The organism is Paracoccus sp. SY (assembly GCF_002901215.1).
GTDB lineage: Bacteria > Pseudomonadota > Alphaproteobacteria > Rhodobacterales > Rhodobacteraceae > Paracoccus > Paracoccus acridae.
Genome location: NZ_NWMQ01000023.1, coordinates 1 through 23,217, shown reverse-complemented (window position 1 = coordinate 23,217; position 23,217 = coordinate 1). Strand labels below are relative to the sequence as shown.

Sequence of the window (23,217 nt, the reverse complement as noted above, 5' to 3'; positions counted from 1 at the left end):
GCGGACCCGGCGAAGGCATGGGCATTGTCGATGCAGCCGGGCAACGTGCTGTAGATTAGCAGCCCGCTCAGTTCAGCCATGGCGGCACCAGTCTTCGACTGATGACTGCTAGGGGGCGACGAAACCGCGTTGCCCGTTATCAACCGCTGGATCGAGGAGTTATACGCCGGCACCAGGGTCACCAGCCCAGTCGCCGTCAGTTCTGAAGCTGAGGAGTAGGTGATCGACAGTCAAGCCGACTACCCTCCACTATAGGATCGGCCCATGGGACAGGACGCCGATCCCGTGCCGCTTCTGGAAGTCCTGCGCGACCTAAACCTACTCCAAGGCCGGGCCTTTTTCTGAGCTGCAACCGAACCCAAGGCACGTAGCGCCATGCACGAATACATGGTGGGCGATCGCGGCCACCCGCTGACATGGCTGAAATCGTGGGGCATTGGCAGAAGGGGTGAGAGCCTATTCGCTTCCCGGCAGCCAGGCCTAACCTTGAAGGAACTCATGCCAGCGCCGGACTAGGTAATTGTGTTCGGGCATGATGGTGCTCCAGACAGTGATATTCGAAAGGCGCTGTTGATAGCTTCCTCCAGCGCGACGCTCGCCCTTCTGCACGATGATCGCTCCAGACTGGTCGGGCAGATCCGCGGCTGCCGGAAGGCCGCCATACCAATAGTCCCATTCCTGGTCCGTCAGGGTTTCGGACAGCCGCGACGGCACCGAGACGTAATAGCCCTGCCGCGCCATGATCGCGCCCGGCACGCCGTCAAGCCACCAGTTCAGATAGCGATAGGCCATATCCAAGCGGTCGCCGTGAAGGGCGGCGGACAGGCTCATGCCCGAATGCCAGCCCCGATACCCTTCCACCGGGGCGGCATAGGTCAGATCGTGGTCCAAGCTCCTCAGCCCGTAATAGGCGGGCGACCACAACGAAGACAGGACGCAGCCCGACGTCGACAGCAGGCGGATCGAGTCCTCGGCCGAACTCCAGAAGCGGCTGAAATGGCCGCTGCGCTTGCGCGCCATCAGATGCCCGAACATCTCGTCGATCTCTTCGACCGTCAGATCGCCGGAGTCGCCTATCCTCATCAGCCCGGCGGCCTGGACGGCCAGGGCAAGCTCGACAGCGCTGGCAGCCGGATCCAGGCTCAGCGCGCATCGCCCATGCCAGCGGCCGTCCAGAAGCCAGGCCCAGCTTTCCGGCTCGGCAGGATGCCGGCGTAGCGCCAGTTCCGGCCCATAGGCGAAGCTATCCATGTTGTAAGAGGTCGGCAGCATCGAGATGACCGGGTGGGCCGAGGCGGGCGTGGCCGACAGCGACCGGTCGGGCTGGACGAACAGCACATCAGCGGGGCGCGTCCCGAAGCCGCGCCCCGGTCCTGCGAAGACATCCGAGGCCCAGACATCCCGCCAATGTCTGATCCGGGACGTGTCGATCGGCTGGATCGACCCTGCTGTCCACAGAAGGTCTACCGAATGGAACCACTGATCGTAGACGTCATAGCTGTCGGGGGACAGGACGCCCCGGCTTTGGCACGACAGCCCGTCCAGCACCTCGAACTGCACGGGGAAGTCTAGGTCGGCATGGGCCTGCCGGCGCAGCGCCTCGGTCAGGGTGGCGGATGTACCGATGACCCGCAGCGCCTCAGCCATCCTGGCCTCGATAGACGGGCGTCATATAGGGGGCCATGTCTGGCGCCTCGAGCAGCGACAGAACCCGCAGCCGCGCCAAGGCCAGGGCTTCGATGCGGCACAGGTGACCGTGCAGGACAGCCTGGGCCTGCCGGACCTGTCCCTGCCCCAGATGACGCAGGATCCGGGCATATTCCTGCAGGGCGGGCAGGTCGTCGATGATGGGAAAGTGGCGCCTGAACAGGCGGGGCACCAGAAGGGACAACTGATTCCGGCGGATCGACCCCAAAAGACGCGAATTGCGCACGTCCCGGTACATGTCCACGAACATCGCCTCCTCCAGCCGATCGATTGTCGCGCCGCCGCAGGCGGGAAAGCTGTTGATCGCCGCCTCGATGTCCCCCAAAAGCCGATCAAAGCCTTCGTTGGCGCGGTCGGCCGCGACCATCCCGAGTGCCCCGGGTTCAAGAAGGCGGCGCATCTGAAGCGTGTCGCGCAGATCCCGGGCCGTCATCTGGCCGACGATCCAGTGGGACTTGCGGTTCTTCTCGACCAGCCGCCGGTCCATCAGGCGCCACAATACCTCGCGAGCGACGGTGCGGCTGACGTTGAAATGATCGCCGAGTTCGGTTTCTTGGATGCGAAAACTGCCGAAGGGCATGCAGCTTGTGACGACATCGGCCACTTCAGAAAAGATCCGCTCCCACGAGGCAGTACGGTTCAGGTCGCCGGTTTCCGGTGCTAGGATTTCGTGCAGGCGCCGGGACGACAACCGCAGGGGAATGCCTGATCGTCCGACGACATAGCCCTGACCCGCCGCCGCAGTGACCAAGCCGTCTTCAGCGAGAAGCGCTAGGGCCCGGCGCACCGGCGCTCGGCTTATCCCCAGCTGGCTGGAAATCGGCGCCTCTTTCAGCAGGGCTCCTTCAGGCAGTTCGTCCTGCCGGATCTTGGCCGCAAGAAGATCACGCACAGACGTATACAGAAAGGCACTGCCCGTGTCCCTGAAGCGGCCTGTCCAGTCCTTGCCATCCGAGATCATGCCGATTCGCTCATTGCTCAAAATCCGCGCAGGTTTCCGGTGCAAACAGGCAGTCATTTCCCTGAATACCCTCGCCGATTCTAATAGATATATTCTTGGAGCAAAGCCGAAAATGTGCATTGCATCCCAAAGACAGTTTGCTACCGTAATCCTATCGCCGCTGAGTCTCAGAAGGCCGCATAACTGGCCCGGGCCGGCGTAATTCCGTGGCAGATGCCGCGGCAACCAACCGGGAGAGATGGTATGATAGACATGAATGATGAGGACTCCGCGAGGCTGACGCGCCGCGGCTTTCTGAAGACCTCGGCCGCGACGGCCGGGGTTGCGGCCGGGTCCGGCATCCTCGGCGCGCCGATGATCTGGGCGCAGAACATCAAGGACGTGACCCTGAACCAGGTTGGGCCGTCCTATTCGGTGATCGCGGACATTGCGGAAAAGGCGAGTGCCGATTTGGGATTCAGGATCGTTCCGCAGACCGCCGACAGCACCTCGTTGATGACCAAGGTCGTCAGCCAGCCCGAGACCATCGACATCGCCGACCTGGAGTTCTGGGCCATGCAGAAGGTCTGGCGGTCGGGCAAGCTGCAGCCCGTGGAAATTGCCAAGATCGCCAACTGGTCGAAGATGACGCCGCTGATGAGGGAGGGCAAGAACTTCGACGGGTCCGAGCTCTCCCGCCAGGGCACCATGCCCTTCGAGGTGATGTATACCGGCGGCCCCGGTGACACGTCTTTCGCAGCCGAGGCCACCGATTACGCGACCACCATGCCGACGATCTACAATGCCGACACGGTGGGGATCCGGTCGGACCTCATCGGTCGGCCTGTCGAAAGCTGGGCCGAGTTGTTCAACCCCGAATTCAAGGGCAAGACCGCCCTGGTGAACATCCCGCAGATCGGCATCATGGACGCCGCCATGGCGCTGGAGGCGATGGGAGAGATCACCTATGGCGACAAGGGCAACATGACCCGGGACGAGATCGACCACACCATCACCCGATTGATCGAGTTGAAGAAGGCGGGCCAGTTCCGTGCCTTCTGGTCCACCTTCGACGAATCCGTGAACCTGATGGCTGCGGGCGAAGTCGTGATCCAGTCGATGTGGTCGCCTGCCGTGACGGCGGTGAAATCGCGCGGTCTCGGATGCGTCTATCAGGGCCTGAAGGAAGGGTATCGCGGTTGGGGCTTGGGGATGGGCCTAATGGGTCACCTGGAAGGGCTGAAGCGCGAGGCAGCCTATGAATACCTGAACTGGTATCTGACCGGCTGGCAGGGCGCCTTCATCGCCCGGCAGGGCTACTACTCGTCGGTCCCGGAAACCGCCTTGGCCAACCTGACGCCGAACGAAGTGGGCTACTGGTACGAAGGCAAGCCCGCGACCGAGGACATCCTGGATCCTTACGGCGCGGTGATGGACAAGGCCGGCGCCGTACGCGACGGCGGGTCCTTCCAGGATCGCATGGGCAATGTCGCCTGCTGGAATACGGTAATGGACGAGGAACGCTACATGGTCCAGCGCTGGAACGAGTTCATCTCGGCCTGATGAGCGGGGCGGCGCGGCCCGCCGCCCTTTCATGGAACGGCACCTGGACCAAGGAACCCTGTCATGTCCGCGCAATCATCGGGGGGCGGTACGCGCATGACCCCCTATCTTCAGGTGGCGCCGCTTGCCATCATCATGCTGGCCATGGTCGGCATTCCCATCGGCACGGTGCTGCTGCTCAGCTTCTGGGAATCGGACGGGATTTCCGTCTATCCTGCCTTCACCTGGCAGAACTACCGCGACGTACTGTCCGCCGGCGTCACGCTGACGCTGTTTGTCAACACGCTGGAATACGCGGCGATGGTGCTGGTGGCGACCGTCCTGATCGGCTTCACATGTTCCTATTTTCTGGTTTTCCATGTCCGCAACCTGAAATGGCAGATCGGGCTTTTCCTGCTCTGCACGATCCCGTTCTGGACCTCGAACGTGATCCGCATGGTCAGTTGGATCCCCTTCCTCGGGCGCGAGGGGCTGTTCAACCAGATGCTGATGCAGGCCGGGCTGATCCAGCAGCCGCTGGACATCCTGCTCTATTCCGATTTCGCTGTGGTGCTGACCTATATCCACCTTTTCACGCTGTTCATGATCGTGCCGATCTTCAACAGCATGGCCAAGATCAATCCCAACCTGATCGAGGCCGCGCGTGACGCCGGCGCCAATTCCTGGCAGATCCTGACCGGCGTGATCGTTCCGCTGTCTAAGACCGGGATCGCCCTTGGGTCGATCTTCGTCGTCACGCTAGTGATGGGCGATTTCTTCGTCGTCCGGGTGATGAGCGGGGGCCAGAGCGCCTCCGTCGTCTCGGCCATGAAGAACCAGATCGACCAGTTGTTCTATCCTCAGGCCGCGGCCATGGCGGTGCTTCTGGTGCTGGTGGTGGTACTGATGGTTTCGGCCATCCTGCGCGTGGTGGACATCCGCGCGGAACTGGCGCGGTAAGGAGGCGGTTATGACGCAATCATCCACGCGCCGGGGTGCGGGCTTTTACGTCCTGGCGGCCTTCTTCGCGCTGTTCGTGCTGTTCCTCTATGGCCCGATGCTGATGATCTTCATCCTCAGCTTTCAGGGGCCGACGGGCGGATTGACCTTCCCGATGCGCGGGGTGTCGACGCATTGGTTCAACGACCTCTGGACCTCCAGCCGATATGGAGATCTGGGTGGGGCGTTCCGGCGGTCGCTGGCCCTGGGCGTCATGGCCATGGCGATCACGGCGGTCGTATGCCTGTTCGCGGCGCTTGGCTTCCGCCGCCGGTTCTGGGGTGCGGGGCCGATCTTCTATCTGTCGATCATCAGCCTGATCGTGCCCGGCATCCTGCTGGGCCTGGGCATCAGCCAGTTCTTCCAACTGCTTGGCCTGCGACTGTCGTGGTGGATGTCGGGCCTTGGCGCGCATCTCAGCTGGACGCTGCCGTTCGGGCTGCTGATCATGTTCGCCGTGCTGAACCGCTTCGACGGATCGTGGGAGGAAGCGGCCCGTGACGCTGGCGCCCGGCCTTGGCAGGTGCTGCGCCTTGTCACCGTGCCGATCCTGTTCCCCGGCCTGATCGCCGTCGCCCTATTCGGCTTTACCCTGTCCTATGATGAAATGCCGCGATCGCTGCTGACCGTGGGAGGCAGGAACACCCTGCCAATCGAGATTTCCAACATGACCACCAACGTCACGACGCCCGCGCTTTATGCCATCGGGACCGTGACATCCGCCGTCAGCTTCCTGGTGATTGCCATGGCTTTCCTGGCCATCGCCGTCATCCAGAAACAGCGGTCGCGCGCCAAGGGAAAGACTGAATGACCGAACAAAGCCGCATCGACATCCGGCATGTCACCAAGCTCTACGGGCGGACCAAGGCCGTCAACAATGTCGACCTGACCATCGACGGCGGGGCCTATTGCTGCATGATCGGCCCCTCGGGCTGCGGCAAGACCACGCTGCTGCGGATGATCGCCGGGCATGAGACGCCGACCTCGGGCAGCATCCTGATCGGAGGGACGGATGTGACCACGGCCCGCACCGGCAGCCGGGGCACGGCGCTGATGTTCCAGAACTATGCGCTGTTCCCGCATCTGTCGCTGGCCGATAACGTGGCCTTCAGCTTGCGGGTCAAGGGCGTGCGCGCCGACGAACGGCGGCAGGCCGCACGCGAGATGCTGGACAGGGTACAGCTTCTGCATCTGGCCGACCGGGTGCCGTCCGAACTGTCGGGCGGCCAGCAGCAGCGCGTGGCCCTGGCCCGCGCGCTGATCAACAAGCCTAAGGTGCTGCTGCTGGACGAGCCCCTGTCGGCCCTGGACGAATTCCTGCGCCTGAAGATGCGTGTGGAACTGAAACGCCTTCAGAACGACTTGGGCATCACCTTCATCCACGTCACCCACACGCAACCCGAGGCCATCGCCCTGGCCGATCAGGTAGTGGTGATGGATCACGGGCTGATCGAGCAGGCCGCCAGCCCGCGCGAGATCTACAATCGCCCGCACAGCCCCTATGTCGCGCGCTTCATGGGGGGCCAGAACGTGCTGGCGGGCCGGGTGGAACGCATCGACGGGACCAAAGCGGTGGTTGCGGGGCGGAACGGAGGTGTTTACGACCTGCCCGCCGCGCCGGGGACAGCGCCGGACCAGGACCTGCGCTTTTCCGTGCGCCGTGACCGGATTGTAACCCGGCCCGAACCTGCGGCGCGCAATGGGTTGTCCGGAAGGGTGGTCAACATCGAATACCAGGGCACCTTCGTAAAGGTCGCGCTCGACACCGGTCTGGGCGAGGAGTTCATGATCTACATGGACGACGAGGATTACTTCGCGCATCCCCACCGGGTTGGCGACACCGTGCACGCCGCTTGGGACGCTGGCCTGAACCATCATCTGCCCGGCATGAATGATTCGACCGGCACCCCGCACGAGGATTAGGATGAAACCCCGGGTCGAGATCATCGCCCTTGGCGGCACCATCGCCTGCGCGCCTGACTCGGGCGCATCGGGTGTGGCTCCCAGCCTGACAGGCATGGATCTGGTGGCGGCGGTCCCGCAACTGGGCACCTTGGCACAGATCGGCGCGCGGAACCTGTCGAACCTGCCTTCGACGGAAATCGGCCTGCCGCTGTTGTTCGACCTGGCGACGGCGATCCGCGCGCATGAGGATGAGGGGATCGCGGGCATCGTGGTCACGCAGGGCACCGACACCATTGAGGAAACGGCCTTTGTCCTGCACCTGCTGCATCGGGGATCCATGCCGGTCGTGGTGACTGGGGCCATGCGCAACCCCTCGTTGCCCGGAGCCGACGGTCCCGCCAACTTGCTGGCCGCCGTGGCCTGCGCGGTGGATCCTGGCTGCCGCGATCTGGGTGTCATGGTGGCCTTTGACGACGTGATCCATCCCGCCGCCTGGGTGCAGAAACGCGACACCTCGTCGACCGGAGCCTTCTGGTCCCCGGCGCCGCTGGGCTGGATGGCCGAGGAGCGCCCTGCCCTTTATGCAAAGGCCCCCCCCAGGACGGCATTCGACATTCCGCAAGACGCCGCCCTGCCTTTCGTGCCGATCCTGAAGCCCGGCCTGTCCGACCCGCCCCTGCTGGTCGATGCCTGCCTGGCCGCAGGCGCCGCCGGCCTGGTTTTGGATCTGGCAGGTGGCGGGCATGTGCATTCGTCCTGGCTGGACCCGCTGACCGCAGCGGCGGAACGCATGCCTGTGGTCTTTTCCAGCCGGACCCGGGGCGGACGCGTGCTGTCGCGGACCTATGGCCAGGTTGGAGGAGAAATCGACCTGCTGAACCGGGGTCTGCAGGGCAGCGGCGATCTGGACGCGCTGAAGGCGCGGCTGGTGCTGATACTGGCGCTGATGACCGGAGCGCCCGGCCGGTTCGGCGAGGTTACGAACCTGTCTTGGCAGCCCGGCGATTTTGAAACCATCCCAACACGGAGACCATGATGAGCAAGAAAATCTACTGCGCCTTCGGCACCGACATCGACTCTGTCGCAGGCTGGATCGGATCCTATGGCGGCGGCGACAGCCCCTCCGACATCCAGCGCGGCGTCTTCGCAACCGAGGTCGGCATCCCCCGCCTGCTGCGGCTGTTCAAGAAATACGACCTGCGCACCAGCTTCTTCATCCCCGGTCATTCGCTGGAAACCTTCCCCGACCAGATGCGGATGATCGTGGACGCCGGTCACGAAATCGGCGCGCATGGTTATCTACATGAAAACCCAATCGCCATGACGCCCCAGCAAGAGGAAGACGTGCTGGTCAAGTCGATCGAGCTGATCGAGGGCCTGACCGGCCGTGCGCCGCGCGGTTATGTGGCGCCCTGGTGGGAAATGTCGAACTCGACCGCCGCGCTGCTCCAGAAATACAACTTCAGCTATGACCATTCGCAGGGCTATCGCGACTTCCAGCCCTTCTACGCGCGGGTCGGTGACGAATGGAACACTATCGACTATACCAAGCAGGCGAAGGAGTGGATGCATCCACTGAAACATGGCAGGGAAATCGACCTCGTCGATATCGCGGCCAACTGGTATGTGGACGACCTGCCGCCGATGATGTTCATGAAGAAGGCCCCGAACAGCCACGGCTTCGTCAATCCCCGCCATATCGAGGAGATGTGGCGCGACCAGTTTGACTGGGTGTATCGGGAAATGGATTACGGCGTCTTCGCCTTCACCATCCATCCCGATGTCTCGGGACGGCCTCAGGTGCTGCTGATGCTGGAACGGCTGATTGAATACATCAACGGCCATGAAGGTGTGGAATGGGCCACGTTCGAGGAGATCGCGGACGATTTCCGCAAGCGTTATCCCTTCGATTCGGGCAAGCGGCCCGAGGTAATCTGAAAAGGAGAAGGCCATGTGCAGCGCCTGCGGTTTTCCGACCGCGCCGGGACACTGGACGGATGCGGGCGCGCAGAAGCCCGGCGACCGGCTGCGCCTGCGCTTTTCCCGGCAGGAGGCGATCAACCGCCTTCTAGCCCCCTATGGGTTGAAGGCCTGGGACGACGGCGTCACCCCGGGCCTGCAACTCTTTGCGCCGGGTGGGCAGCGGGAACTGGTGCCGGATCTGGCCGCGCTGTGGGCCGTGGCTGGACGGATGGCGGGGCAACCCATCGACCCGCTGTCCGATCGGGCCCTGGCTGATGCCTGAAACCCGTTCGGATGGCCGCCTGCCGCTGACGATCCTGGGCGGCTTTCTGGGCGCCGGGAAGAGCACTTGGCTGCGCCACCAACTGCACATGGGACGATTTGTCCGGCATCATGTCCTGGTAAACGAGGCGGCGGAAACCCCGGTGGACAACCTGCTGCTGGCCGGGGCGGGCCGGATCACCGTCCTGGCCGGGGGCTGCGCCTGCTGCACGGAATTGCCGGGGCTACTTTCAACACTGCGCGCCATCTGCGACGCGGCCAGCGGCCGACAGGCGGGTCGGATCGCGGGGATCTTGTTGGAAACCAGCGGGTTGGCGGATCCGGGCCGGATCGCTGAGGCCATAGCGGAAGATTCCGTCCTGACCCGCCGTCTGGCTATGGCGCAGACGCTGGTTCTGGTGGACAGCCTTCATGGGAGCCCCCAACTCGCCACCGAACACCTCGCGCGCGCGCAGATCGAGGCGGCGGACGAGTTGATCCTGACCAAGCCCCTGCAGGCCGATCCTGCAACCGTGGGGCGTATCGCGTTGACGCTGCGCCAGATCAACCCTGGTGCCGCCCTGTCGGCGGCGGAACATGGCGTTCCCGTTCCGCTGCCCATGGAAGAGGGCCTTCGTCCCCTCGACCTGCCCCCGCTTGGCGCCAGCGAGCCGATCATGCCCTATCGACTGGAGGCCAGTGGCGAGGGCGGGTGGGTGGCGCTGTCCACCTGGCTTTCCGCCCTGCTTCAGGCCCGGGGCGACGACATCGTGCGCATCAAGGGCGTGGTGCGCACGTCGGCCGGGCGCCTGCTGCTGCAATCGGTACGGCAGGTCGTGCAGCCACCCGAAATCCTGCCAGAGGACAACGATGCCCTGGCCGGACCGCCGCCCGAGGAAGGCGTGATCGTGCTGATCGGCCGGGGCATGGATGCAGACAGGCTGGGCCGGTCATGGCGCCGCTTCGGCGCCTGACCGGCGCGCTCAGTCCATTGGGGCGCCCGCGCCGCGGCTTGCCATCGGCGATAGGGCGCGGGGAAGAAACTTGCCCCCCTCCTTCTTCCCCAGGATCTCGCCTTCCTGCATCACCACCTCGCCGCGCAGGATCGTGGCATGGGGCCAGCCGGTGACCTCATACCCCTCCCAGGGCGTGTAGTCGGAACCGTGATGCATCAGAGACTGGCTGATCGTCACGGTGCGGGCGGGATCCCACAGCACGATGTCGGCGTCATAGCCGGGCGCGATCGACCCCTTGGAGGTCAGCCCATAGATCCGGGCGTGGTTGGTCGAGGCCAGCGCGACGAACTGGTTCTCGGTGATCCGGCCCTTGACCACGCCTTCGGACCACAGGATCGGCATGCGGACCGCGACCCCAGGAATGCCGTTCGGCACCCATTTGAAAGCCGTGCGGGCCTTTGGGTTCTTCTTGCCCATCTCGCCCTCGAAGTAGAAGGGGCAGTGGTCCGAGGAGAAGGTCTGAAAGACCCCGGTCTGGATGCCGTTCCAGATCGCATCCCAGCTTTCGCGGTCGCGCGGCGGGGGCGAGCAGACATATTTGCTGCCCGTGTCGTCCATGTTCAGGCCCTTCAGATTCTCGGCCGTCAGCGAGACGTACTGGGTGCATGTCTCGCCCATAATCTTCAGCCCGCGGTTTCGCGCCCAACGGATCTGCTCCATTGCCTCGCGGCCCGAGACATGGACGATCATTATCGGCACGCCGGTAAGCTCCGCATGGCTGATGGCGCGGTGGGCAGCCTCGCGCTCGACTGACTGGGGGCGCGACACGGCGTGATAGTAAGGCGCGACCTTGCCTGCCTTTTCCAGCTTCTCGGTCATGAAGCGGATGGCGTCATAGCCCTCGCAATGAACCATGACCAGGGCGCCCTGTTCCCCCGCCGCATCGAAGACCTCCAGCAGTTCGCGGTCGTTCAGCACCATGTCGTCATAGGTCATGAAGACCTTGAGCGAGGTATAGCCCGCCGCGACCAGGGCAGGTAGTTCCTGCCCCAACACGGCAGGCGTTGGATCGGTCAGGATCAGGTGAAAGCCATAGTCGCAATAGGACTGGCCCTCGGCCTCCTTGTGGTAGTCCTCGACCGCCTTGCGCAGGGACGTGCCGCGCGATTGCAGGGCAAAGGGGATGACAGTGGTGTTCCCGCCCGCGATGGCGGATCGGGTGCCGGTCTCGAAGCCGTCGGCCATGGCCGGGCCGCCGAAGGCGGGCTGCGCGAGATGCACATGGCTGTCGATGCCGCCGGGCATCACGCGCAAGCCCGTCGCGTCGAGTTCCCGCTTGCCCTTGTCCAGGTCCAGCCCGACAGCCACGATCTTGCCGTCGCGGATGCCTACATCCGCGCGTGCGGTATCAGCGGCGGTTACGACCGTGCCGCCCCGGATGACCAGGTCGAATTCCTGCATGACGTTCCCTCTCCTCATACCATCACGTCGCCGCCGTTGGGCGAAAGCGTCTGCCCGCAGTAAAATGCCCCGCCCGTTTCCGAAGCAAGCAGCAGCGCGGTGGGAGCGATCTCGTCCGGCTGCCCAAAGCGCCCGACCGGCAGCTGCCCTCTCTTCATCGTCAGCCAGGCGTCGCTGTGGCCCATCAGCAAGGGCGTTTCCACCGGGCCGGGGGCGATGCCGTTGACCATGACGTTATGCGCGGCCCCTTCATAGGACAGGGCGCGGGTCAGCCCGACCACGCCCGCCTTGGCCGCGACATAGGCCGCAAGGCCCGGCGCGCCCTTATAGGCCAGTTGCGAGGCGATGTTGACGATCCGCCCGTAACGCCGTTCCACCATGCCGGGGAAAAAGGCGCGCGTGACCAGGAACACCCCGCGCAGGTTCACGCCCAGCATCCGGTCCCATTCGGCGACCGTGACATCGCCAAAGGGTTTATCCTTGCCGCCAATGCCGGCGCAGTTCACTAGGATGTCGGGCTCGCCGAGGGTCGTAGCCGTCCATTCGGCTAGGGCCGAGACCTGCGCCTCGTCCGCCACGTCGCATTCTAGGAAGGCAAGCTGGCGTCCGGCGGCCTGGAACTCGGCGCCCAGAGCCTCTGCTCCCGAAGCATCGCCGAAATGGCAGATGGCCACATCGGCGCCCGCATCGGCAAACAGCATGGCAATGGCCGCGCCGATGCCCCGGCTGCCGCCGGTGATCAGCGCCTTGCGGCCCTGCAGCGAAAAGGGCGCGACGATAGATGTCATTGCTCGTTCTCCCGGGCTTTCAGCCAGTCCAGATAGCTGCGGATGCCCTCCTCGAGCGAAATGTTCGGCCGATAGCCCAGGTCGCGCTCGGCGGCAGAGATGTCGAAGCGTTCCTGGCGCATGTCGCCCGGATCGTCGCCGGAGGCGACCTCCACCCTGGCGCCGGGGACAACTCGCATCACTGTCTCGGCAACCTCGGCCAGAGTCAGCCAGGAGCCACCGGTAATATTGTAGGCTTGCTGCGAGAGATTCGGCCGGTCGAGAGCCGCGATCATGGCGGCGCTCGCATCATCGATGTGCAGATACTGTCGCGGAAAGTCGCGACCAAAGGGAATGTGGGTGGGTCGGCCCGCTATCGCATCGGTCAGCATCTGGCGGATGAGGCAGGCGGTGCTGCGACGTGGACCGTAGACCCAGCCAATGCGCAGGTTCACCGTATCCACTCCAAACTGTAGCTTGTAGGCGTTCATCACATGTTCGGCAGCCGCCTTCGAGGCCCCATACATCGTGTCCGGCACCATCACCGTGTTTTCGGAAACGGGAGCAGGCGGGGTCACCCCATAGGCAGTCGCCGTCGAGGCAAAGACCACGCGAACATTGCCAATGACGCGGGCAAGTTCGCCGATATTAGCAGCGCCGCCGATATTCACTTGCACCATCTGGATCGGGTGGTCGGGCGATACCATCGGTCCTGAAAATGCTCCGCAGTGGACGATCCGGTCGATGTCATGGGCGCGGGCGATTGCGTGTAAACCATGGACATCGGTCACATCGCATTCGCGAACCTCGCGCCCATCCACGGTCGTAGCCATGCGGTCGACGGCGATCACACTTGTTCCTCGATCCTCCAGCTTGCACCGCACGGCATTGCCGATCAGCCCGGCAGCGCCGGTGATCAGAACGTGACGTTCACTCATTCAAGATTTCCTTCCCGATCAGGCCGCAAATCGTTCAATGGGCAATTCCGCGCCCAAGAGCATGCGGGTATAGTCGTGCTGAGGATGGGCGAAGATACGTTCGGTTTCTCCGATTTCGACGATCTTGCCGTGGCGCATCACGGCGACATTATGTGCAAGCGACCGAACCGAATTCAGGTCATGGGTGATGAAAAGCGTCGCCAGTTGCATCTCGCGTTGCAGGTCGCGCACCAGATCGATGATCTGGGCGCGCACCCGGATATCTAAAGCGGTCGTTGGTTCATCGAAAACCACGAAGTCGGGGCGAGTTGCCAACGCCCGTGCCATCCCAACCCGCTTTTGTTCACCCGCCGTCAGTTCATGGGGAAAGACGTCGGCAAGTCGGCTGGGAAGGCGCACCAAATCCAGCATCTCAAGCACCCGGGCTCGCCGGGTCGCGGAAGTCGACGCGGTGGGGTCAAGCGCCAATGGCTCGCTGATCAATCGCTCCACTGTCCATCGCGGATTAAGGGCAACATAGGGTTCTTGGAATACCATCTGGATGTTACGCCGCATGGGGCGAAACGCCTTGTCAGGCAGCGTCAGCACATCGTCCCCATTGAACAGAACCCTGCCGCTGTCTGAGCCCAGCAGTCGTACAAGGCATTGACCCACCGTTGTTTTCCCTGATCCGCTTTCACCTACCAACGCCAACGTCTCGCCTTTTGGAATTGCAAAGGAGACGTCATCCACCGCCTTGACCACGTGGCCAGAAGGAGTTGGAAAATGCTTGACCAAGTTGACGACCTCGAGCAGCGGGGTTGCCCTGCCAATGTCGGGTTGTAGATCGGACCTCGTCATGGGGGCGGGTCGTGCGCGGGCTGCTGCCAGTAGTTCAGCACCATATTCGGTTGTGGGATGATGTAGAAATGCAGCCGTTGCACCCTCTTCGACGATATGGCCATCGCGCATGATCGACACCCTGTCGCAATAGCGTGCGACGATGCCAAGGTCATGGGTGATGATGATCGCGCCCATACCGGCCTCGCGGCAGCGCGCCACCAGCAGGTCCAGCACCTGGACCTGGATCGTCGCATCTAGCCCCAGGGTCGCATCGTCCGCGAGAATAACTCGCGGCTCGGCCACAAGAGCCATGGCAATGATCACTCGCTGGGCCATTCCACCGGAAAGTTGATGGGGGTAGGCTTCGGCGCGCTTTTCGGGATCGACGATACCCACCTTGCTGAAAAGCGCTATCGCCTCTGCACGTGCGGCAGCGGGGCTGATATTCTTGTGCGCGCGCAACACATCAGCCACCTGCACGCCGACGGGACGCACCGGGTCTAGAAGAGACTTGGCATCCGTACCAATCAAGGAAACTTGGCCACCACGCAGCTTACGCAATTCCTCGGCAGACATCTGACTCAGGTCGCGCCCAGCCACCTGAACTTTCCCGCCGCTGACCTGCCCCTTGCCCGGCAATAGACCGATCAGGGCACGAGCAAGAACAGATTTGCCTGCGCCGGTTTCACCCACGATGCCTAGCACCTCGTCTGGGCCCAGTTGCAGGTTGACACTGTGAAGCACCGTCTGCTCCCCGAATGTCACCGATAGGTTGCGGGCTTCAAGCAGCGGCTTTGTATCCTGGATCTGCATCAGGCTCTCTCCCTGCGGGGGTCAACATAGTCGCGCAACGCGTCCGCCATCAGGGCAAAGCTCAGCACGGAAAAGACGATGGCCAAGCCGGGGAAAAGCGCGACCCACCAGACGCCTAGGATCATCTGCTGCGATCCGACGGAAACCATCAGCCCCCATTCGGGCAATGGCATCCGCACTCCTGCCCCGATAAAGGACAGACCCGCGGTTAGCAGGATTGCCATCCCGATCGAGATTGAAATCTGGACGATGGCCGGCGTCAGGGCATTTGGCAGGATGTGCCGGAACATAATCTTGCCATCCGTGGCGCCCGAACAGCGCGCGGCAGCGATAAACGGACGGTCACGCAGAGACAGCGCCTCGGCCCGGATCAGACGGGCGAATATCGGCACGAAAAGTACCGCAAGCACGATCGCGACGTTCCATATCTCCTGCCCCATCACCGATACCAGCGCCATTCCCAATACGAAGACAGGAAAGGACTGGATGAAATCGAAGACGCGCATGACCATGGTGCTGGCCCAACCTCGATAGTATCCGACGAGCAGACCTATGGGCACACCGATAGCAAAAGCCACCGCAACTGCCACGACTGAAATCAGCAGGTTGACCCGTGTGGCATAGATGATGCGTGAATAGATATCCATTCCGGACACGTCCGTGCCCAACCAATGCGCAACAGATGGCGGCTGGAGCGAGGCCAAAGGATCGGCCTCTGTCGGTGCATGTGTTGCCAGAAGAGGCGCGAAGATGATTGCGATAACCTGTAGCAGCAGCAGCACCAGCCCGAAAGTCGCGCCTGGTCTGCTGAGAAGAAAAGCAAAAAAATTCCTGATCTTTAGCATAATTGGCCCCTCAGACCTGAATCCGCGGGTCGGCCAGTTCGTAGAGGATATCTACGACCAAATAGACCACCAGGATGAATACCGCCGCCACCAGCACAAAGCCTTGCAGTGCGGGGTAATCGGAATAGGTCACCGCCTGCACCGCGTATTGGCCGAGCCCTCCCCAGGAAAAGATCGTCTCGACCAGCACGGCCGCACCCAGCAGGAAGCCCACCAGAAAGCCCACAAGCGTGATGATGGGCGGCAGACTGTTGCGCAAGGCGTTGCGGACGATGCGGCGCTGGCCCAATCCGCTAGCTCGCTGGTGGCGGATGAAATCGGCACGCCAGATCTCGGCGAAGGTCGTCTTGGTCATCTTCATCAGCGCGCCCGCATTCACGATGGTCAGCGTCAGCACCGGCAGCAGCAACCGCCCCGCTGCCGATTTCAGTGCTGCGAAATCGCCCGCGATGATTGCGTCGAAGGTATAGAAGCCCGTGACCGTGGATGGCGGGGTGATCATCGGGTCGATCCGGCCGAACGGCGCCGCCGCGATCCCCAGGGTGCTGAACAGGAAGAAGATCAGCAGAAGGCCGACCCAGAAATCCGGGATCGCTCCGGCCGCCATGCCATAGAAGCGGCTGACGTAATCGGCCACGCCGCCTGGACGGACCACCGCCAGGACCGCGATGGCGACCGCGATCAGGATGGTCAGGATCATCGCGTAGAAGATCAGTTCCAGCGTGGCAGGCGCGCGCTCCATCAGATCCACGGCGACCGGGTTCGAGGTGAACAGCGAAACTCCCAGATCGCCCTGAAGGACGCCGCCCAGGTAATGCACGAACTGCTGCCACAGGCTGCCGTCAAGGCCAAGCTGTTCGCGCAGGTTGGCGATGCTTTCCGGGGTTGCCATGTTGCCCAGCATCAGCAGGGCCGGATCGCCGGGTAGCATCCGCACCAGCATGAAGGTCACGAAGATGACGCCAAGCATCTGCGGCACCACCATGGGAAGCCGCGTCAACACGATGCGCAGCGTTCGCGGCAGACGCCGCCAGGTCGTCGAAAGGCTCATGTCGGTCATCCGTCAGAGAGAGATGCCCGCCGGAAGACCCCGGCGGGCAAGGCTATCGTCAGCGGTCATTCCTTGTGGAAATCGAACCAGGCGTTGCCGTTGGGCGTGTACCACGAATAGCCCTTGACGTTCTGCCGGGTCGCAAGCTGATAGCCGGGGTTGAACAGGAACACCCAAGGCGCGTTTTCCATGGTGATCTGCTGGACGCGCTTCATGTCCGCCAGTCGCTTTTCCTCGTCGGTCGAGGTGAGGGCGCTGTTGATCAGCTCGTTCACCTCGTCGCTGTGGAAACGCGAATAGTCGATCAGCGAATTGCTGTTCAGCCACAGATTCGCCACATAGGCGGCATCGGGAACGATGGCCATGTCGCGAAAGAAATACATCGGGATCTGGCCCTTGGTATAGCGCTCGACCAGTGTTGACGCTGGCAGCTTGGACAGGGTGACATCGACCCCGGCCTTGGCGAAGGCCGTCTTGAGGATGACCGCCAGCTCTTCTTCCATCTGGTCGCCGGTGCGATAGCCAAGCTCGGTCTGGAAGCCGTCTGGGAAGCCCGCCTCGGCCAGCAGGGCCTTGGCCTTCTCGACATCGTTCTCGAAGCCGAAATATTCATCCGTGAAGCCCGGATAGATTTCTGAAATCGGGCTCTTGGTCGGGCGGGCGGTGTCGAAATAGACGGCCTTCGCGATCTCGTCGCGCGGCACAAGGTAATTCAGCGCCAGCCGCACCTTGGGATTATCGAAGGGTGGCGTCTCGTTGTGCATCTCGACGCGGTGGATATAGTTGCCGAACACCTTATGCACCGTCACGCCGGGCATCTGCCCCAGCATCGACAGCTCACGGGGCGACAGGTATTCTGCCACATCGACCGCCCCCGCCTGCAAGGCCGCCAGCCGGTTCGCGCTAGTAGGCATCTCGCGGAAGATGACCCTCTTCAGCTTCGGCTCACCGCGATAATAATTCAGGTTGGCGTCATAGACGATTTCCTGGCCCGGCGTGTATTTCGTCACCTTGTAGGGGCCAAAGGACGCCGAATTGATCGCCAGCCACCGCTGGCCCCAAGGGTCTTCGGCCGTCAGGTGTTCCTTCATCGTATCCGAATCAAGGATCCCTAAGTCGCTGTTGACCCACAGCTTCTCCAGCAGGGGTGAAGGATTCGGAATGCTAACCCGCACGGTCATGTCATCGACCTTGGTGAAAGCAGTCTCGAAATCCTCGATCTTCAAGATCTGGGTCATGTACCAGTGGAAGTTCGACTTCAGGTTCCAGCCCCGCTCGAAGGACCACATGACATCGTCGGCGTTCAGCGGGTGCCCCGCGCCGCTGACCACGCCGGGCCGCAGATGGAAGGTGATCGACTTGAAGTCCGGCGCAACCTCCCATCTCTCGGCCAGCGCGCCGGTGATCTTCGAGAAATCCTCGTAGTTCACCCCGTCCTCACCCTGCTTCATCTCGAAGGCCAGCAGCCGTTCGTTCACGTTGCGGCGCAACTCATGGACGGCCTCGGTGGGCGGGTATTCCTGGTCCAGCGATTCCGGCGTGCGCGGACCGGCGACGATCAGGGTCTCTTGCGCGGTCTGCGCGGTAGCGGGATGTCCGCCGAAGGCCGCCGCGGCGACAAGCGCACCGATAGCAGTCTGCAACAGAAAGCGCCGGCTGGGGAAAAGAAGGGTCTTAAGGTCCAAGTCATGATCTCCCTGTGATCGCGCCACCCTTGCTCTGTCTCCGCAAAGCTTTTCGTCTGTGGCTGGTTTACATCGTTGGATACAATCAAGGGGACAACGATGCGTCCTGTCAATTGAAATTGAGGAGCCCGTGTGCGATATACCGTGAAAGGTGCAGGACGATCTGAAATGCTCAGGTGTTAGGCTGAGATCGAATAGCGAGAGGGCATTTCGGAAAAACCAATGGATGATGAAGACATTTCAGGGGAAGGCAGCGCTAAACGCCGCCACGGTTATACTGAACAGGAAATTACCCGGCGCCTGATCGAGGCAATCTTTGAACAGCGTCTTCCCCCGGGCGAGAGGATCACCGAAACGCAGCTAGCCGGTATTTTTGGGGTCAGCCGGTCTGTCGTTCGCCTGTCAATGAGCAAGCTTTCGGACATCGGCGTCTTCAGGAAGACGCCCAACCTTGGCTACACGATCGCGGCTCCTTCCCGGGCCGAAGCCAGGATGATGCTGAATGTGCGCAAGATGATCGAGCCTGATATGGTCCGGTCGATCGCCATGTCGCGCTCGGCAGCGGACATCCAGCGGCTTGCCGATCATATCGCCATAGAGGAAGCGGCGCGGCAGGCAGGCGACCGTTCGAAACTGGTCCGGCTGACCGGGGAATTTCATCTGAAGCTGGCCGAAATCAGCGGCAATGTCTATCTGGTACATATCCTGACGCAGCTTCAAGTGCTGACTTGCCTGGCGATTCTGGTTCATGCCGAATCAGAAACAGGCTGCCCGAGGGACGAGCACAGCAGCATCGTTAGCGCCATTGTTGAGGGCGACGGAGACAAGGCTGCCGCCGGGATGATGCATCACCTGACCCACATCTCGGAAGAGCTCCAGATCGACAATCTAAGACCGGAACCCAGTCTGGAAAGCGCCCTCCGCTGGCTGGGTGCGGGGCCGGAAAGTCTGATCTGTACGTCGTGACGGCGTTGATGATGTGACCGCCCCCCGACGGCATCTGATGTGCCAAGGTGGGTCTGCAACGATCCACAAGGGGAGCGGTCATGTCGGAGATTATCACGGTCGGGCTCGATCTGGCGAAGAATGTGTTCCAGGTGCATGGAGCCGACGGCACAGGACGGACGGTTCTGCGCAAAAAGATACGGCGAGCGCAGATGCTGGAGTTTTTCAGCCAGCTGCCCTCGTGCGTCGTGGCGATGGAAGCCTGTGGCGGTGCCCACTTCTGACACTGTTGGCCATTCAGGCTTGCAGGGAGTTAAGCCGTGGAAACGCTGGAGGGCGCCATGGCTATGCATCCATCATTGATCGATTCTGTTCCCGAGGAAACGGCACGCGTGGCCCGGGCTGCTTTTCGCAAAGGCACCTTGCTGATGCGGGTTCGCGATGAGATCGGCGTTCTCTACGAGGATGCCATGTTTGCGGACCTTTACCATGCCCGGGGGCAGTGGGCGATTGCGCCATGGCGGCTGGCGTTGGTCACACTGTTCCAGTTCCTCGAAAACCTGTCCGATCGCCAAGCGGCCGAGGCGGTGCGCAGCCGCATCGACTGGAAGTATGCCCTGGGTCTGGAACTGACCGATCCGGGATTTGACTTCTCGGTTCTCTGCGAGTTCCGTGCACGCCTGCTGGCCGGCGGTCAGGACCAGTGCCTGTTGGAGATCCTGCTCGAGCGTTTGGGCGCGCATGGCCTCATCAAGTCGCGTGGCAAACAACGCACCGACTCCACTCATGTTCTGGCCGCGATCCGCACGCTCAACAGGCTGGAGTTTGTCGGGGAGACCCTGCGGGCGGCCCTCCATACCCTGGCCCAAGCCGCCCCTGCCTGGCTGGTCCAACACGGTCGATCAGACTGGGCAGAGCGATACGGCGCCCGGGTCGAGCAGTATCGTCTTCCCAAGAGCTTGGCCGCGCGTCAGGCGCTGGCTGAAGCCATCGGCACGGATGGTCACGACCTGCTGGTCGCTTTGTTGAACGAGCGGGAGGGCTTCTGGCCGGATCGGCCGCTGGCCGTGGAGCGGCTGCGGCTCGTCTGGATCCAGCAGTTTTACCATGACGGAGACAGTGTCCGTTGGCGCGAGCCGGCCGATCAGCCGCCGGTGAGCGGGCGCCTTCATTCGCCCTACGATCCAGAAGCTCGCTACGCCAAAAAGCGCAACATCGGCTGGATCGGCTACAAGGTCCATCTGACCGAGACCTGCGACGCCGACCGGCCGCACCTGATCACGGATGTCCAGACCACGGCGGCAGGCTTGGCCGATGTCGCCATGACGGCAACGGTTCACAGTGCTTTGGCTTCACGCGGATTGCTCCCGGCCATTCATGCGGTGGACTCCGGGTATGTCAACGCCGACCTGCTAGTCGCCAGCCGGGTCAGTTATGCCTTGGAACTACTCGGCCCAGCCTTACCGGACAGCAGTCGACAGGCCCAGGCTGGGCAAGGGTTCGATCTCAGTGCCTTCACCATTGACTGGTCCGAGCGCATCGCCCGATGCCCAGCAGGTCAGATCAGCCAAAGCTGGAAAGAGGAGCGGGATGAACGAGGCGTTGCCGTTGTTCGAATTGGCTTCTCTCAGAAGAGCTGTAATTCCTGCCCCAGCCGGGTCTTGTGCTCCCCTTTCAAGCCTGGTCGTCGGGCGGACCCTCGGCGTCTGACGATCCTGGAACAGCCTGCCCATGAGGCCTTGCAGGCCCGCCGTCGGGAACAGAACGGCGAATTGTGGAAAACGCATTATGCGTGTCGCGCCGGTATTGAGGGCACGCTGTCGCAGGGCATCCGCAGCTTCGGCTTGCGCCACTGCCGCTATCTCGGGCAGGCCAAAACCCATCTTCAGCACGTTTGTACCGCAGCAGCTATGAACCTCGTGCGTGTCGATGCATGGCTGCGCGGCCAGCCTCGAGCGCGCACCCGCCAGTCACAGGTAGTCGCACTGCTTGCAGCCGCATGACGTCGCCCCGCCGAATGGCCAACAGTGTCACTTCTGGGGCCGTGAGATCGGCAAGCTGGGCCATGATGTGCGGTTGATCCCGCCTGCCTATGTGAAGCCATTCGTCAAGCGGCAGAAGAACGACATGGCGGACGCCGAGGCCATCTGCGAGGCGGCGATGCGACCCACGATGCGCTTTGTTCCAGTGAAGAGCGAAGAGACCCAAGGCGCGGCAATGGTCTTTCGCGTGCGCGAGTTGCTGATCCGGCAGCGCACGCAAGCGATCAACGCCTTGCCCGGCCATCTGACCGAGTTCGGTCAGATTGTTCCGCAGGGAGCGGCCAATGCCTCGCGGCTGATCGCGATCGTGGAAGATCCAGAAAGTGATCTGCCTGCCGGTGCCATTCCCACGCTGAAGGCTTTGATCGCGGTGCTCACGCATCTGGAGGCAGAGATCAGGAAGCTCGATGCGGAGATCGCCCGTCGCGCCAAGGAGAATGACGTGGCCCGGCGGCTGATGACGGTGCCGGGCATCGGGCCGCTGATTGCCACGGCCATTGCGGTTCTGGCTCCGCCACCCGAGACCTTCCGCAAGGCACGCGACTTTGCCGCCTGGCTGGGTCTGGTGCCCCGGCAGCATTCGACCGGCGGCAAGCAGCGTCTCGGAGCGACGACCAGAATGGGCGAACGATCCCTGCGACGCCTGCTGATCCTTGGTGCCAACAGCGTCATCATCAAGCGCCACGTCCATGCCGCGGCCCGGCACCTGGCTGGCGGGGATGCTGTCGCGCAAGCCTCCGATGCTGGTGCGCGTCGCACTGGCCAACAAGATGGCACGCATTGTCTGGGCCTTGATGGCAAAGGGCCAGGACTATCGAGCTCCGGCTGCGACGGCGTAAGCCGAGCGTCAGTCGCGAGGACGTCGGAGCGTAAGAAGGGCAAGGAGAAGTTTGGCGCAACGGTCGTGAGACGGGATCAGGGGAACCAGCCTGCAACAAAGTGCCACCGAGCACGCGGCGTTGATGTGGAGCCTGATCCGCGAACACCATACGGGCCCTGCGGCATCTGAAAGGCCGCATCATGAGGCCGGACACATGTCAGCACCCGACAACGCGCCAGGATCAGCTTCAAAACTCCTCTTGCGCTTGGGGCGGTTACACATGTTGCAGAACTCGTCCGAGCGAGGATTCACGCGGGGGCTGCTGTAGGTTAAGCGTCCTCGCATGACGAAGCCTGAAGCTGTCCGCTACCGCACGACGAACTGGAAATCCTACAGTGACTAGGTAATCGTGATATCCAATCAGCTCACTCAATTCGTGCAAGCTGTTCCAGTAAGCATCCGGAAGGCGGAGACGTGCCTGAGAGGTCGTGCCAGCAAGCTGACAGTCCGGTCTGTCAGGTCTCGTGTTGGACCAGCTGAGCTTTGATGGCGTCCATGACTGCCCGCGTTCGGGGAGGGATTTGCCGGCGGGTGGGGTAAACGCCCCAGATGCCAAGTTCTGGCAACTCAGCATCCTTCATCTCGATGCGTTCGAGACAGCCCTGCTGAAGACATTCCTTCACATCCCAGTAAGTCATCACCGCAAGCCCCGCGCCGTCGAGACAAGCAGCCCGATGAACCGCCCCTGGTTTACCG

The 23,217-nt window shown here is 62.6% G+C and carries 21 protein-coding genes and 2 pseudogenes; 13 read left to right on the top strand and 10 right to left on the bottom strand.

What is annotated here, in order from left to right:
- The first annotated feature begins 105 nt into the window (after window positions 1-105).
- Window positions 106-219: an SIP domain-containing protein gene (locus CK944_RS24335; RefSeq protein ID WP_371411669.1), complete on the top strand. Its 114-nt coding sequence runs from the start codon at window positions 106-108 to the stop codon at window positions 217-219.
- A 261-nt stretch (window positions 220-480) separates the two neighbouring features.
- Here CK944_RS24335 and CK944_RS15190 read toward each other — a convergent pair whose 3' ends face one another.
- Window positions 481-1,647 carry a PotD/PotF family extracellular solute-binding protein gene (locus CK944_RS15190; RefSeq protein ID WP_205049054.1) on the bottom strand — a complete coding sequence of 389 codons (1,167 nt, stop codon included), beginning with the start codon at window positions 1,645-1,647 and terminating at the stop codon, window positions 481-483.
- Window positions 1,640-2,893: a GntR family transcriptional regulator gene (locus CK944_RS15185; protein ID WP_146038677.1), complete on the bottom strand. Its 1,254-nt coding sequence runs from the start codon at window positions 2,891-2,893 to the stop codon at window positions 1,640-1,642. Before CK944_RS15185 ends, CK944_RS15190 begins: the two co-directional genes overlap by 8 nt.
- 27 nt (window positions 2,894-2,920) lie before the next feature.
- Between CK944_RS15185 and CK944_RS15180 the strand changes: the two genes are divergently transcribed.
- From CK944_RS15180 to CK944_RS15145, 8 genes are all read left to right on the top strand, one after another.
- Window positions 2,921-4,210 carry a PotD/PotF family extracellular solute-binding protein gene (locus tag CK944_RS15180; protein WP_103173913.1) on the top strand — a complete coding sequence of 430 codons (1,290 nt, stop codon included), beginning with the start codon at window positions 2,921-2,923 and terminating at the stop codon, window positions 4,208-4,210.
- A gap of 63 nt (window positions 4,211-4,273) precedes the next feature.
- Window positions 4,274-5,149, top strand: a complete 876-nt coding sequence (locus CK944_RS15175) for an ABC transporter permease (RefSeq protein ID WP_103173912.1) — start codon at window positions 4,274-4,276, stop codon at window positions 5,147-5,149.
- 10 nt (window positions 5,150-5,159) lie between these two features.
- On the top strand, window positions 5,160-5,999 hold the full coding sequence (locus tag CK944_RS15170; protein WP_103173911.1) for an ABC transporter permease: 840 nt from the start codon (window positions 5,160-5,162) through the stop codon (window positions 5,997-5,999).
- Window positions 5,996-7,111, top strand: coding sequence for an ABC transporter ATP-binding protein (locus CK944_RS15165; protein WP_103173910.1), 1,116 nt, complete (start codon window positions 5,996-5,998; stop codon window positions 7,109-7,111). Before CK944_RS15170 ends, CK944_RS15165 begins: the two co-directional genes overlap by 4 nt.
- Before the next feature lies 1 nt (window position 7,112).
- Window positions 7,113-8,129, top strand: a complete 1,017-nt coding sequence (locus CK944_RS15160; protein ID WP_158248017.1) for an asparaginase — start codon at window positions 7,113-7,115, stop codon at window positions 8,127-8,129.
- On the top strand, window positions 8,129-9,031 hold the full coding sequence (locus CK944_RS15155; RefSeq protein WP_103173908.1) for a polysaccharide deacetylase: 903 nt from the start codon (window positions 8,129-8,131) through the stop codon (window positions 9,029-9,031). The genes CK944_RS15160 and CK944_RS15155 overlap by 1 nt, the downstream gene beginning before the upstream one ends.
- 13 nt (window positions 9,032-9,044) lie before the next feature.
- Window positions 9,045-9,338, top strand: coding sequence for a hypothetical protein (locus CK944_RS15150; protein WP_103173907.1), 294 nt, complete (start codon window positions 9,045-9,047; stop codon window positions 9,336-9,338).
- On the top strand, window positions 9,331-10,290 hold the full coding sequence (locus CK944_RS15145) for a GTP-binding protein (RefSeq protein ID WP_103173906.1): 960 nt from the start codon (window positions 9,331-9,333) through the stop codon (window positions 10,288-10,290). The genes CK944_RS15150 and CK944_RS15145 overlap by 8 nt, the downstream gene beginning before the upstream one ends.
- Window positions 10,291-10,299: 9 nt before the next feature.
- Here the strand turns inward: CK944_RS15145 and hydA are convergent, their stop codons facing one another.
- From hydA to CK944_RS15110, 7 genes are all read right to left on the bottom strand, one after another.
- Window positions 10,300-11,733 (bottom strand): dihydropyrimidinase, encoded by a 1,434-nt coding sequence (gene hydA, locus CK944_RS15140; protein WP_103173905.1) that lies wholly within the window; start codon window positions 11,731-11,733, stop codon window positions 10,300-10,302.
- A gap of 14 nt (window positions 11,734-11,747) precedes the next feature.
- Window positions 11,748-12,521: an SDR family NAD(P)-dependent oxidoreductase gene (locus CK944_RS15135; RefSeq protein ID WP_103173904.1), complete on the bottom strand. Its 774-nt coding sequence runs from the start codon at window positions 12,519-12,521 to the stop codon at window positions 11,748-11,750.
- A complete protein-coding gene (locus tag CK944_RS15130; protein WP_103173903.1) occupies window positions 12,518-13,438 on the bottom strand; it encodes an NAD(P)-dependent oxidoreductase in 921 nt (306 codons plus the stop codon). The genes CK944_RS15135 and CK944_RS15130 overlap by 4 nt, the downstream gene beginning before the upstream one ends.
- A gap of 18 nt (window positions 13,439-13,456) precedes the next feature.
- Window positions 13,457-15,073 (bottom strand): ABC transporter ATP-binding protein, encoded by a 1,617-nt coding sequence (locus tag CK944_RS15125; protein WP_103173902.1) that lies wholly within the window; start codon window positions 15,071-15,073, stop codon window positions 13,457-13,459.
- A complete protein-coding gene (locus tag CK944_RS15120) occupies window positions 15,073-15,918 on the bottom strand; it encodes an ABC transporter permease (protein ID WP_103173901.1) in 846 nt (281 codons plus the stop codon). Before CK944_RS15120 ends, CK944_RS15125 begins: the two co-directional genes overlap by 1 nt.
- A gap of 10 nt (window positions 15,919-15,928) precedes the next feature.
- Window positions 15,929-16,969, bottom strand: a complete 1,041-nt coding sequence (locus CK944_RS15115; protein WP_205049053.1) for an ABC transporter permease — start codon at window positions 16,967-16,969, stop codon at window positions 15,929-15,931.
- Between the two features lie 65 nt (window positions 16,970-17,034).
- Window positions 17,035-18,612 (bottom strand): ABC transporter substrate-binding protein, encoded by a 1,578-nt coding sequence (locus tag CK944_RS15110; protein WP_205049052.1) that lies wholly within the window; start codon window positions 18,610-18,612, stop codon window positions 17,035-17,037.
- A 264-nt stretch (window positions 18,613-18,876) separates the two neighbouring features.
- Between CK944_RS15110 and CK944_RS15105 the strand changes: the two genes are divergently transcribed.
- The 4 genes and pseudogenes from CK944_RS15105 to CK944_RS15090 form a co-directional block, all read left to right on the top strand.
- Window positions 18,877-19,620 carry a GntR family transcriptional regulator gene (locus CK944_RS15105; RefSeq protein ID WP_103173900.1) on the top strand — a complete coding sequence of 248 codons (744 nt, stop codon included), beginning with the start codon at window positions 18,877-18,879 and terminating at the stop codon, window positions 19,618-19,620.
- Window positions 19,621-19,700: 80 nt separating this feature from the next.
- A pseudogene (locus tag CK944_RS15100) lies at window positions 19,701-19,880 on the top strand (IS110 family transposase); the annotation flags it as partial.
- A 60-nt stretch (window positions 19,881-19,940) separates the two neighbouring features.
- On the top strand, window positions 19,941-21,602 hold the full coding sequence (locus tag CK944_RS15095) for an IS1182 family transposase (protein ID WP_103173941.1): 1,662 nt from the start codon (window positions 19,941-19,943) through the stop codon (window positions 21,600-21,602).
- A 28-nt stretch (window positions 21,603-21,630) separates the two neighbouring features.
- Window positions 21,631-22,480, top strand: a pseudogene (locus CK944_RS15090) (IS110 family transposase); the annotation flags it as partial.
- A gap of 496 nt (window positions 22,481-22,976) precedes the next feature.
- Here CK944_RS15090 and CK944_RS15085 read toward each other — a convergent pair.
- Window positions 22,977-23,217: LysR substrate-binding domain-containing protein (locus CK944_RS15085; RefSeq protein WP_239986090.1), on the bottom strand; the 241-nt coding region annotated here is incomplete at its 5' end.

What these genes read in the sequence shown, in the direction of transcription:
- CK944_RS15190 (WP_205049054.1), bottom strand. Translation starts at nt 1,647, where the DNA reads ATGGCTGAGGCGCTGCGGGTCATCGGTACATCCGCCACCCTGACCGAG.
- CK944_RS15180 (WP_103173913.1), top strand. Translation starts at nt 2,921, where the DNA reads ATGAATGATGAGGACTCCGCGAGGCTGACGCGCCGCGGCTTTCTGAAG.
- CK944_RS15175 (WP_103173912.1), top strand. Translation starts at nt 4,274, where the DNA reads ATGTCCGCGCAATCATCGGGGGGCGGTACGCGCATGACCCCCTATCTT.
- CK944_RS15170 (WP_103173911.1), top strand. Translation starts at nt 5,160, where the DNA reads ATGACGCAATCATCCACGCGCCGGGGTGCGGGCTTTTACGTCCTGGCG.
- CK944_RS15165 (WP_103173910.1), top strand. Translation starts at nt 5,996, where the DNA reads ATGACCGAACAAAGCCGCATCGACATCCGGCATGTCACCAAGCTCTAC.
- CK944_RS15160 (WP_158248017.1), top strand. Translation starts at nt 7,113, where the DNA reads ATGAAACCCCGGGTCGAGATCATCGCCCTTGGCGGCACCATCGCCTGC.
- CK944_RS15155 (WP_103173908.1), top strand. Translation starts at nt 8,129, where the DNA reads ATGAGCAAGAAAATCTACTGCGCCTTCGGCACCGACATCGACTCTGTC.
- CK944_RS15150 (WP_103173907.1), top strand. Translation starts at nt 9,045, where the DNA reads ATGTGCAGCGCCTGCGGTTTTCCGACCGCGCCGGGACACTGGACGGAT.
- CK944_RS15145 (WP_103173906.1), top strand. Translation starts at nt 9,331, where the DNA reads ATGCCTGAAACCCGTTCGGATGGCCGCCTGCCGCTGACGATCCTGGGC.
- hydA (WP_103173905.1), bottom strand. Translation starts at nt 11,733, where the DNA reads ATGCAGGAATTCGACCTGGTCATCCGGGGCGGCACGGTCGTAACCGCC.
- CK944_RS15135 (WP_103173904.1), bottom strand. Translation starts at nt 12,521, where the DNA reads ATGACATCTATCGTCGCGCCCTTTTCGCTGCAGGGCCGCAAGGCGCTG.
- CK944_RS15130 (WP_103173903.1), bottom strand. Translation starts at nt 13,438, where the DNA reads ATGAGTGAACGTCACGTTCTGATCACCGGCGCTGCCGGGCTGATCGGC.
- CK944_RS15125 (WP_103173902.1), bottom strand. Translation starts at nt 15,073, where the DNA reads ATGCAGATCCAGGATACAAAGCCGCTGCTTGAAGCCCGCAACCTATCG.
- CK944_RS15120 (WP_103173901.1), bottom strand. Translation starts at nt 15,918, where the DNA reads ATGCTAAAGATCAGGAATTTTTTTGCTTTTCTTCTCAGCAGACCAGGC.
- CK944_RS15115 (WP_205049053.1), bottom strand. Translation starts at nt 16,969, where the DNA reads ATGAGCCTTTCGACGACCTGGCGGCGTCTGCCGCGAACGCTGCGCATC.
- CK944_RS15105 (WP_103173900.1), top strand. Translation starts at nt 18,877, where the DNA reads ATGGATGATGAAGACATTTCAGGGGAAGGCAGCGCTAAACGCCGCCAC.
- CK944_RS15095 (WP_103173941.1), top strand. Translation starts at nt 19,941, where the DNA reads ATGGCTATGCATCCATCATTGATCGATTCTGTTCCCGAGGAAACGGCA.